The 10,534-nt window shown below is 73.8% G+C and carries 9 protein-coding genes; all 9 read left to right on the top strand.

Translation table 11 applies throughout. From position 1 onward, the window contains the following. The coding region (locus tag PSR1_RS17915) for an SMP-30/gluconolactonase/LRE family protein (protein WP_059438812.1) at positions 1-1,074 on the top strand (1,074 nt) is incomplete at its 5' end. Positions 1,075-1,191: 117 nt separating this feature from the next. Continuing rightward, positions 1,192-4,824, top strand: a complete 3,633-nt coding sequence (gene dnaE / locus PSR1_RS17910) for a DNA polymerase III subunit alpha (protein WP_059438811.1) — start codon at positions 1,192-1,194, stop codon at positions 4,822-4,824. 305 nt (positions 4,825-5,129) lie between these two features. Beyond that, entirely contained in the window at positions 5,130-5,897 is a 768-nt protein-coding gene (locus PSR1_RS17905) for a sulfite exporter TauE/SafE family protein (RefSeq protein WP_059438810.1), read from the top strand. Beyond that, positions 5,894-6,163 (top strand): DUF1634 domain-containing protein, encoded by a 270-nt coding sequence (locus PSR1_RS17900; RefSeq protein WP_059438809.1) that lies wholly within the window; start codon positions 5,894-5,896, stop codon positions 6,161-6,163. The genes PSR1_RS17905 and PSR1_RS17900 overlap by 4 nt, the downstream gene beginning before the upstream one ends. Positions 6,164-6,715: 552 nt before the next feature. After that, entirely contained in the window at positions 6,716-7,147 is a 432-nt protein-coding gene (locus tag PSR1_RS17895; RefSeq protein ID WP_232287323.1) for a helix-turn-helix transcriptional regulator, read from the top strand. A gap of 141 nt (positions 7,148-7,288) precedes the next feature. Continuing rightward, positions 7,289-8,500 carry a threonine ammonia-lyase gene (locus PSR1_RS17890; protein WP_059438808.1) on the top strand — a complete coding sequence of 404 codons (1,212 nt, stop codon included), beginning with the start codon at positions 7,289-7,291 and terminating at the stop codon, positions 8,498-8,500. 1 nt (position 8,501) lies between these two features. Beyond that, positions 8,502-8,666 (top strand): DUF1049 domain-containing protein, encoded by a 165-nt coding sequence (locus PSR1_RS23865; protein ID WP_152643377.1) that lies wholly within the window; start codon positions 8,502-8,504, stop codon positions 8,664-8,666. A gap of 181 nt (positions 8,667-8,847) precedes the next feature. Then, positions 8,848-9,420 (top strand): RNA polymerase sigma factor, encoded by a 573-nt coding sequence (locus PSR1_RS17885; protein WP_012527513.1) that lies wholly within the window; start codon positions 8,848-8,850, stop codon positions 9,418-9,420. 31 nt (positions 9,421-9,451) lie between these two features. Next, positions 9,452-10,534 (top strand): serine/threonine-protein kinase (locus PSR1_RS17880; RefSeq protein ID WP_237758118.1); only part of this gene is annotated, 1,083 nt, incomplete at its 3' end.

Below are 10,534 nucleotides of genomic sequence, written 5' to 3'. Positions count from 1 at the left end.
GGCGACCCCGGCCTCCCCTACCTGCGCGCCTGGCTCGCCGCGAGCCAGGGCGACGCGGACGGCGCCCTGGCGCTGCTCCGGTCGCTCGACGAGGCCGGCTGGTCGAACGGGATGGATCCCGCCGACTTCCCCGCGCTCGCGGACCGCCCCGAGCTGAAGGCGCTCGCCGCGCGCTTCGCCGCGCGCGTGCCGGCGACGCCCCATGCGCCGCTCGCGGCCACGCTGGCCGAGCCGGGCCTGGTGGCGGAGGGCATCGCGGCCGATCCGCGCGACGGCGCGCTGTACGTCGGGAGCATGCGGCTGCGGAAGATCGTGCGCGTCGATCCGGGCGGGGCGGTGCGCGACCTCGTCCCGCCCGGCGCCGGGCTGGACCAGGTGCTGGGGATCAAGGTGGACGCCGCGCGCGGCCTGCTCTGGGCGGCCTCCTTCGCGCGGGCGGACGCGGCCGCGGGGACGCCCGCGCGCACGCGCCTCCTCGCGTTCGACCTCGCCACCGGCGCGCCGCGCCGGAGCGCCGGGCTGGACGGCCCGGGCCACATGCTGAACGACCTCGCCGTCGGCGAGGACGGAACCGTCTATGCGACCGACAGCGAGGGCGGCGAGGTGTGGCGGCTCGACCCCGGCGCCGCCGCGCTGGTGGCGGCCGGCGGCGGGCGGCGCTGGGTCTACGCGAACGGGATCGCCATCGCCGACGGCCGGCTCCTCGTCGCCGACGCGACCGGCCTGTGGGACCTGCCGCGCGACGGCGGCGCGCCCCGCCGCCTGCGCGGCCCCGGCCGCTTCCCGCTGACCGGCATCGACGGCCTCTCCGCCGCCGGCCGGACGCTCGTCGCCGTCCAGAACGGCGCCGGCACCCCGCGCATCATCCGGCTCGAGCTCGAGCCCGGCGCCGCGGGCGTGCGGACGGCCGAGGTGCTCGAGACCGCCAACCCCGGCTGGCGCGTGCCCACCACCGGCGCGCTGGTGCCCGGCGCGTTCGTCTACATCGGCAACAGCCACGTGGACGGTTGGAAGGACGGGAAGCTCGCGCCGGCGGGGATGGAGCCGACGCGGATCTACCGGCTGCCGCTGTGAGCGGCGGGGGCCGGCCGAGGCCCGCCGCCACCTGCGACGGCGCGGAATTCCCTCTTTTCCGCTGCCCACTTCCGGCGCCTTCCGCGTGTCACCCCCGCCTGCTAGACATCGGGCCCGATGCCCGACTTCGTCCACCTGCACCTGCACACCCTGTACTCACTCCTCGACGGCGCGATCCGCATCAAGGACCTGCTGAAGACGGTCAAGGCAAAGGGCATGAGCTCCGTGGCCGTGACGGACCACGGGAACCTGTTCGGCGCGGTGGACTTCTACAAGAAGGCCAAGGAAGCCGGGGTGAAGCCCATCCTCGGCATGGAGGCGTACGTCGCGGGCGACAAGGGGCGCACCGACCGCTCCGAGCGCGTCGGCCGCCACCTCATCCTGCTCGCGAAGAACGCCGAGGGCTGGGCGAACCTGCGCTACCTCTCGTCCAAGGCGTTCACCGAGGGCTTCTACTACGACCCGCGCATCGACAAGCAGCTCCTGCGCGACCACTCGAAGGGCCTCGTCGGCCTGACCGCCTGCCTGGCGGGCGAGGTGCCGCGGCTGGCGCGGCAGGGCGACATGGACGGCGCGCGGCGGGTGGCGCGCGAGTACCGCGACATCTTCGAGCCGGGCTCGTTCTTCCTCGAGGTCCAGTCGAACGGCATGCGCGAGCAGCTCGACGTCAACGCCAAGCTCGCCCAGCTCGGCCGCGACGAGGGCATCCCGCTCGTCGGCACCGCCGACGCGCACTACGTGAGCCGGCAGGAGGCGAAGGCGCACGAGGTGCTGATGTGCATCGCCTCCAACAAGACGTTCCAGGATCCGAAGCGGCTCCGCCACGACACCGACGGCCTGTTCGTCGCCGGGCCCGACGAGATGGCGGCGGCGCTGCCCGACTTCCGCGAGGCGCTCGACAACACGCTGCGCATCGCCGAGATGTGCAACGTCGAGCTGCCGCTCGGGAAGACGTTCCTGCCCTCCTTCACGCTGCCGGAGGGGATGAGCGAGGACGAGTACATCGTGAAGCTCGCGCGGGAGGGGCTCGACCGGCGCTTCCGCGAGATCGACGGGAAGTACCCGCACGACCGCGACCTGTACCGCCAGCGCCTCGAGATGGAGCTCGGCGTCATCAAGAAGATGGGGTTCCCGGGCTACTTCCTCATCGTCCAGGACTTCATCAACTGGGCGAAGGAGCACCGCATCCCGGTGGGCCCGGGCCGCGGCTCCGGCGCCGGCTCGATCGTGGCCTGGTCGCTCCGCATCACCGACCTCGACCCGCTCCGCTGGAACCTGCTCTTCGAGCGCTTCCTGAACCCGGAGCGCGTCTCGATGCCGGACTTCGACGTGGACTTCTGCCAGAACCGCCGCGACGAGGTCATCCAGTACGTCCGCGGCAAGTACGGGCAGGACAACGTCGGGCAGATCATCACGTTCGGCTCGCTCAAGGCGCGCTCGGTGATCCGCGACGTGGTGCGCGTGATGGGCCTGCCGTTCGCCGAGGGCGACCGGATCGCGAAGCTCGTCCCGGACCCGGTGCAGGGCAAGACGCCGCCGCTCAAGGAGCTGGTGTTCGGCTCGGACAAGATGCCGGCCGAGCCGCGCCTGAAGGAGCTCTACGACAAGCCCACCGTGATCTCGCAGTGGGTGGACGACAAGGGCGTCCAGAACAAGGTCACCACCAAGGACCTGCTCGACATCGCCATGTCGCTGGAGGGCCTCAACCGCCAGGCCGGCCTGCACGCGGCCGGCGTGGTGATCGCGGACAAGCCGCTGTGGGAGTACGTGCCGGCGTACAAGGACGACAAGTCCGAGATGCTGGTGTCGCAGTTCGCGAAGGAGGAGGTCGAGGCCGCCGGCCTGGTGAAGTTCGACTTCCTCGGGCTGAAGACGCTCACCGTCATCGACGACGCGCTGCGGATGGTGAAGCGGAACCACCCGGAGATGAAGGACTTCGCGGCGAGCGACATCCCCATCGACGATCCGGCGGTGTACGAGCTCATCAGCCGCGGAGACACCGGCGGCGTGTTCCAGATGGAGTCCTCCGGCTTCACCGAGATGGTGGTGAAGATGAAGCCGTCGCGCTTCGAGGACGTCATCGCCGCCGGCGCGCTCTACCGGCCCGGCCCCCTCGACCAGAAGCTCGAGGACGGCCGCACCATGGTGGACGTCTACATCGACCGCAAGCACGGCCGCGAGAAGGTGCAGTACCCGCACCCCAGCCTGGAGCAGGTCCTCGAGCCGACCTACGGCGTGATCGTCTACCAGGAGCAGGTGATGCAGATCTCGCAGGTCCTGGCGGGCTACTCGCTGGGACAGGCCGACCTGCTCCGCCGCGCCATGGGGAAGAAGAAGGCCGAGGTCATGGCCAAGGAGCGCGTCGGCTTCCTCGCCGGCGCGGTCGCGAACGGCGTGGACGAGAAGGTCGCCGGCGGCATCTTCGACCTCATGGAGAAGTTCGCGGCGTACGGCTTCAACAAGTCGCACTCCGCCGCGTACGGCCTGCTCACCGTCCAGACCGCCTGGCTGAAGGCGCACTACCCCGTGGAGTTCATGGCCGCGCTCATCTCGAGCGAGGCCTCCAACACCGACAAGGTGGTGCTCCACATCTCGGAGGCGCGCGCCAGCCAGCTCGAGGTGCTCCCGCCGGACGTCAACGAGTCGGACGCCGCGTTCGGCGCGTTCCCGCCCGGCCCGGAGTCGCCCAAGGGGTCGCGCGGCCGCATCCGGTTCGGCCTGGGCGCGGTCCGCGGCGTGGGCGACTCGGCGGTGCAGGCCATCGTCGAGGCGCGCGCGTCGGGCCCGTTCAAGTCGTTGTTCGACCTCGCCGGGCGTGTGGACTCGAAGAAGATCAACAAGAAGGTGCTGGAGGCGCTGGTGAAGTCCGGCGCGCTCGACTTCGAGGGCGTGCCGCGTTGGCAGCTCTTCTTCGGCATCGACGCCGCCATCTCGGCGGGCGCGTCGGCGCAGGCCGACCGCGCCAGCGGCCAGGCCTCGCTGTTCGGTGCGCTCGCGGCCTCCGCGGCGACCGAGGCGAAGCCGCGCTACCCTCGGCCCGGCGACGCCGTGGGCGAGGTGAGCGTGGAGGAGTGGCCGGAGCGCGTCCGGCTCGCGTTCGAGAAGGAGGCGCTCGGCTTCTACCTGACCGGCCACCCGCTGATGGGCTACGAGCGCGAGGTCCGCCGCTACGCCTCCTCCACCTGCGCCGCGGTCGCGCACAAGCGGCACGGCGACAAGGTCACCGTGGTCGGCGTGGTCGCGTCGCTTCGCGAGCGCATGAACAAGGAGAAGGGCACGCGCTTCGGCTTCCTCACCCTGGAGGACCTCACCGGCACGACCGAGGTCATCTGCTGGGCCTCGCGCCCGGCCCAGAACGGCCGCCCCGCGCAGAAGGGCTGGTCGGACTGGGAGCACTTCGTGAAGGGCGACGAGCCGGTGCTGGTGCACGGCGAGGTGCGGATCAACAACCGCGAGGAGGAGAACCCGCGGGCGGAGATCACCGCGCTCGACATCGAGCCGCTCGCCGCGGTCCGCAACCAGAAGACCAGCGAGATCGCGCTCCGCATCGACGCCGACCGGCTCACCGCCGCGCGCGCGGGCGACCTGAAGGCGCTGCTCGGGCGCTTCTCCGGGAGCTGCCCGGTGACGGTCCGCGCGGTCATCCCCGAGCAGACCGAGACCACCATCGCGGTGCCGCTGAAGGTGCAGCCCGCCGACGAGCTGCTCGAGTCGGCGCGCCGCCTCGGCTTCGAGGTCGAGCTGCGCTGAGCGTCCCTCGACCGAGCGGAACGCACCGCTCACCCTGAGCGTCCCTCGACTCCGGACCGCTTCGCGGTCCTACGCGCGGGATGAGCGCGCGAGCCGGAGTCGAAGGGTCGGGATGAGCGCCGGAATCGAACCCGCTCGCCCTGAGCGTCCCTCGACTCCGGACCGCTTCGCGGTCCTACGCTCGGGATGAGCGAGCTGGAGTCGAAGGGTCGGGATGGGCGGCCGGAGTCGAAGGGCCGGGATGGGCGGCCGGAGTCGAAGGGCCGGTTTCCGGGCGCCCGTCCGTACGCTAGAGTGGCCGCCCCGTGACCGCTCTCCTGCTCGCCGCCGTCGGCCTCGGCGCCGGCACCCTCGGCGCCCTCATGGGCATCGGGGGCGGCATCATCGTCGTCCCGATCCTCACGGCCGGCTTCGGCCTCCCGTTCCGCCACGCGGTGGCGGTCTCGCTGGTCGTGATCATCGCCAGCTCCTCCTCCGCGGCGGCCTCCTACGTGGACCGCAAGCTCTCCGACATGCGCGTCGGCGTGGTGCTGGAGCTCGCGACGGTCGCCGGCGCCATGCTGGGGAGCGCCGTCGCCGGCCTCGCGCCGGTGGGCCTGCTGAAGGCGCTGTTCGCCGCGGTGGCGGTGTACTCGGCGCTGGTGATGTGGCGCCGGCGCCCGGCCGGCCCGCAGGCGCCGGAGGGCGCGCCCTACACCGTGCGTCGATGGGGCACCGGCCTCGGCGCGAGCGCGGTGGCGGGCGCCATCTCCGGCCTCATCGGCGTGGGCGGCGGCTTCATCAAGGTGCCGGTGATGACGCTGGCGATGGAGCTGCCGTTCAAGGTCGCGGTGGCGACCTCGAACTTCATGATCGGCGTGACCGCCGCCGCCAGCGCGTACGTGTACTACGCGCGCGGCGATCTCGAGGTCGCCGTGGCCGCGCCGGTGGTGGTGGGCGTGTTCGCCGGCGCGCGGCTGGGCGCGACGCTGCTCGGCCGGATCCCGGCGGCGCGGCTCCAGGCGGCGTTCTCCGCGCTGCTGGTGCTGCTGGGCGGCCGCATGGTGTGGGACGTGCTGCGGGGGCTGCCGTGAACCGCTCCGTGTCGCTCGCGCTCTGGGCCGGCACGCTCACCGGCGTCGGCCTCTGCGGCGCCGCCACGCTCGCGTACGCGCTCGACGTCGAGGCGGCGAGCCACCTCGCGCGGCTGGGCGTGATCGCGCTCTTCGTCACGCCGCCGCTCCGGCTCGCCGTCGCCGCCGGCGGCTTCTTCGCGGTGGGTGAACGCCGTTTCGGCGCCGCCTCCTCGGTGGTGCTGCTCGCGCTGCTCGCGGCCGCGGTCCACGCCGCGCTCCGCTGAGCGGCGCCGACCGCGCGGGTCGCGCCGTCGCGCGGGGGCGCGGCCCGGCCCGGCCCGCGTGCGTACGTTGCGGGCGGAGCCGCCGCGCATGTCCTGCCCGTTCCTTCGCCGCTCGCACCCGCCCCGCTGCGGCGGGGTGGACGGAGCGGCCCAACCGGTCCCGCACGATGCGTCAACGTCCCTGTGCCGGGGCGCTCATCAGGGTTGCCTCGTCTTCCGGGTGATCCGCGCCACCGGACGGGCGGTGCATCCCTCCGATTTCAGGGCATGGGTTGCCACCTCCGTCGCACCAGGAAGGACCGGACCCGATGCGCCCACCCCCTCCGACGCAGATGCGTCATAAACCCCCGGAACCCCGAAGGAGATCGCGACCGCTCGGGATGCGAGTGACCACTCGTTCGCAGGGCTGTAGTATGTGGGTCCTGTCTCCACACGGAGGCAAAGGGGGTGCTGGCCATGATGCGAGCGAACGTTCGCGTTCCCGCTCCGCGCGGGGCTGCCGCTCATTGCGACGCGGGTGGGCTGCTGCGCGCCGACCGGCAAGCGGAGGAGATGCTGAAGGTGTTCTTCGCGGACGCCGCCGACGGCGCGCTGATGCCGTCCGAGCTCCGCGGCCTCACCGACGGGGCCCAGAACGGGCCGCCCGGCGTGCGCCGCACGCTGGTCATGGAGGGCCACGGCGAGCGGCTCCGCATCGAGGTGACCGCCGTCGGGAAGGGCAAGACGCAGCTCCACCTCTGGCGTGAGCCGCTCCCGGAGCCGCTGCAGGCCGGTCCCGAGGCCGCCACCGCCACGCCGGCCGATGGCCTCACCCAGCGCGAGCGGGAGGTCGCGCTGCTCGTGGCCGACGGGCTCCGCTCCCGCGAGGTGGCCGAGCGGCTCGGGATCGCCTCCCAGACCGTGAAGAGCCACCTCAAGACCATCTTCGACAAGCTGGGCGTGCGGAATCGCGTCGAGCTCGCGCGGAGGCTGGTGCAGCACTAGCGGCGGGCGGCCGCGGGCCGCTCGCGCCGGGCCTCTCCGGCGGCGCCCCGCGCCGCCGCGACGCCCGTTCCTCGTCCGGATCGCGCGCGCGGGCGGCGCTTGCCGTTCGCGGCCGCGGGGCGGTAGCGTTCGCGATCCGCCATGGTGACGCTCCCCGACGTCCAGGCCGCGCTCGGCCGGATCCGCGACCGGATCTACCTCTCCCCCTGTGCCCGCACCGAGACCCTCTCCCGCCTGAGCGGCACCAGCGCCTTCCTCAAGCTCGAGAACCTGCAGATGACCGGCTCCTACAAGGAGCGCGGCGCCCTGAACACGCTGCTGCTCGTGGGGGAGGCCGAGCGCGCCCGGGGGCTGATCGCGGCGAGCGCCGGGAACCACGCGCAGGGGGTCGCGTACCACGCCGGCAGACTCGGGGTGAAGGCCACCATCGTGATGCCCGAGACCACGCCCATCATGAAGGTGGCGAACACCCGGGCCCACGGCGCGCGCATCGTGCTCCACGGGGCGAACTACGACGAGGCGTACGCCGAGGCGCGGCGGCTCGAGCAGGCCGAGGGGCTCACCTTCGTGCACCCGTTCGACGACCCGCGCATCATCGCGGGCCAGGGCACGGTCGGGCTCGAGATCCTCGACCAGGTCCCGGAGGTGGACGCGATCCTGGTGCCCATCGGCGGCGGCGGGCTCGCCTCCGGAGTGGCCGTGGCCGCGAAGGCGCTGCGCCCCGAGGTTCGGATCGTGGGCGTGGAGACCGAGGTCCTTCCCAGCATGCTCGCGGCGCTCGAGGCGGGCCGGCCGGTCACGCTCGAGCCGGCCAGCACCATCGCGGACGGCATCGCCGTGAAGCGCGCCGGCGACCTCACCTTCGAGCACGTCCGGCGCCTGGTGGACGAGATCGTGACCGTCTCCGAGGAGGAGATCGCGAGCGCGATCCTGTACCTGCTCGAGAAGGAGAAGACGGTCGCGGAGGGGGCCGGCGCGGTCGCGGTGGCGGCGCTCATGAACCGCCGGGCGGCCGGGCTCGAGGGGCGGCGCGCCGTCGCCATCGTCTCGGGGGGCAACATCGACGTGAACCTGGTCGCGCGCATCATCGAGCGGGGCCTGGTGAAGGACGGGCGCCTGGTGCGGGTGAGCGTCGCGCTCACCGACAAGCCGGGGCAGCTCGCCAAGGTGTCGGCGATCATCGCGCACCACCGGGCCAACGTGATCGAGGTCCACCACACGCGCGCCTTCGCGACGCGGTTCGGCGACACCACCCTGCAGCTCACCCTGGAGACCCGCGGCCTCGAGCACGTCCAGGAGCTCCTCCAGGCGCTGCGCGAGCGCGGGTACCAGGTGCAGCAGCTCGGGATCTGACGTGTCCTTCCGCGCCCGGACCGCCCTCGCCGCGCTCCTGCTCGCCGCCGCGATCGGGTTCGCCGCCGGCTGGCTGGTCGGGCTGCGGTCGGACGACAGCGTGGAGGCGCGCGTCCGGGACGAGGCGCACCGGCTCCGGGAGCGCGTGCACGAGCTGTCCCGCTGAGGCGCGCCGCCCCGGTCACGCCCGCGCCCGCCGCCCCTCCCTCGTCCGGAACGTCCACGCGGAGGGCCCCACCGTGCGCGCCACGCCGATTGCGGCAAACGGCACCGTCCGTTATGGTCGGCCCTCTCCCGGCCCGTTCCCGGCCGTCCGGCCGGTCCGCGCCCCGGAGCCCCTCGCCCGGATGACCGACCACGGACGCGCCGCACCGTTCCTCGAAGCCGGCGATCACCGGGGGGCCGCCGAGGCGGTCCTCCGCGAGTACGGCCCGCAGCTCCTCGGCTACCTCTCCTCCATCCTCCGCAACGACGCCGACGCGGCCGAGGTGTTCTCGCAGTTCACCGAGGACCTCTGGCGCGGCCTCCCCGGCTTCCGCCGCGAGTGCCCGGTCCGCGTCTGGGCCTACCGGCTCGCCTGGCACGCCGCGGCGCGGCACCTCCGCGATCCGTACCGCGGCCGGGGCCGCCGCCTCGAGACCCACGAGCTGTCGCGCATCGCCGACGAGGTCCGCTCGTCGGCGCTGCTCGGCCGGCGCGAGGCCCGGCAGCGCGGCATCGACCGGCTGCGCGCGCGGCTGCAGCCGGACGAGCAGACGCTCCTGGTGCTGCGGCTCGACCGGGGGCTCTCCTGGCGCGAGGTCGCGACCGTGCTCGCCGACGAGGGCGACGCGGTGGACGAGCCGGCGCTGCGCAAGCGGTTCGAGCGCCTGAAGGAGAAGCTCGCGCGCATGGCGCGGGAGGAGGGGCTGCTCGAGTAGCGGCCGCACCCCGATGCGCGAGGCACCCCGCGTGGTCCCCCCGGAGCTGGAGGGCGAGAGCCAGGAGTTCTCGGACCTGCTGCTGGAGCTCGCCTCCGCGCCGGCCCGCGATCCTTCCCAGCTCGCCGCGCCGCTCGAGGCCGGCATGGTGGTGGGCCGCTTCGAGCTGCTCCGCGAGATCGGCCGGGGCGGGTTCGGCCTGGTGTTCGAGGCGCGCGACCGCGAGCTGGGCCGGCTGGTCGCGTTCAAGGCGATGCGCCCCTCCCGCGCCGAGCCGGCCGCGCTGGAGAAGCCGCTCCGCGAGGAGGCGGAGGCCGCGGCGCGGCTCAACCACCCGAACGTCGTCACGCTGCACGACTTCGGGATCCACGAGGGCACGCCCTACCTCATCCTCGAGCTGCTCCGCGGCGAGACGCTCCAGCAGCGGCTCAAGCGCGGCCGGCTGCCGCCCGAGGAGGCGGTGCGCATCGCCCGCGACGTCGCGAGCGGCCTCGTGCACGCGCACTCGCGCGGCGTGCTCCACCGCGACCTCAAGCCCGGCAACGTGTTCCTCACCGAGGCCGGCGGCGTGAAGCTGCTCGACTTCGGCCTGGCGCGGCTGCTCGACCGGGCCAGCCTCGCCGGCGGCACCCCCGCGTACATGGCGCCGGAGCAGCTCCGGGGCGAGCCCGGCGACGCGCGGGCGGACGTGTTCAGCGCGGGCGTGGTGCTCTGGCAGATGCTCACCGGCGAGCTGCCCTTCCCGCTCGTGGACGGGCGCAGCACCGTGCTCGACCCCGGCCCGCCGCCGCGGCTCCCGCTCGAGGACGCGCCGCCCTCGCTCGCCTCGCTGCTCACGGCGGCGCTCTCGAAGGCGCCCACCGGACGCCCGCAGACCGCGCTCGGCCTGCTCGACGGGCTCGCCGGCGTGGAGCAGGCCTACGCCGGCCGCGCCGCGGCGCAGGCCCGCGCGGCCCGCCTGCGGCGGCTGCGCCGGACGGCCACCGCGGTGGCCGGGCTGGTGGTGCTGGGGCTCGCCGCGGCCGCGGCGCTCGCCATCCGCAGCGGCGCCCGGGCCGAGCGGGCGCTCCGGGCGGCCCGCGTGGCCGGCACGGCCGACGGCGCCTCGGATCCG

This window comes from Anaeromyxobacter sp. PSR-1 (assembly GCF_000964525.1).
Classification (GTDB): Bacteria; Myxococcota; Myxococcia; order Myxococcales; family Anaeromyxobacteraceae; genus Anaeromyxobacter.
The sequence above is the reverse complement of the archived record's forward strand: the minus strand, read 5'-3'. Positions and strand labels throughout refer to the sequence as shown.

Coding starts and splice junctions, on each gene's coding strand:
- dnaE (WP_059438811.1), top strand. CDS start 1,192: ATGCCCGACTTCGTCCACCTGCACCTGCACACCCTGTACTCACTCCTC.
- PSR1_RS17895 (WP_232287323.1), top strand. CDS start 6,716: ATGCTGAAGGTGTTCTTCGCGGACGCCGCCGACGGCGCGCTGATGCCG.
- PSR1_RS17890 (WP_059438808.1), top strand. CDS start 7,289: ATGGTGACGCTCCCCGACGTCCAGGCCGCGCTCGGCCGGATCCGCGAC.
- PSR1_RS17885 (WP_012527513.1), top strand. CDS start 8,848: ATGACCGACCACGGACGCGCCGCACCGTTCCTCGAAGCCGGCGATCAC.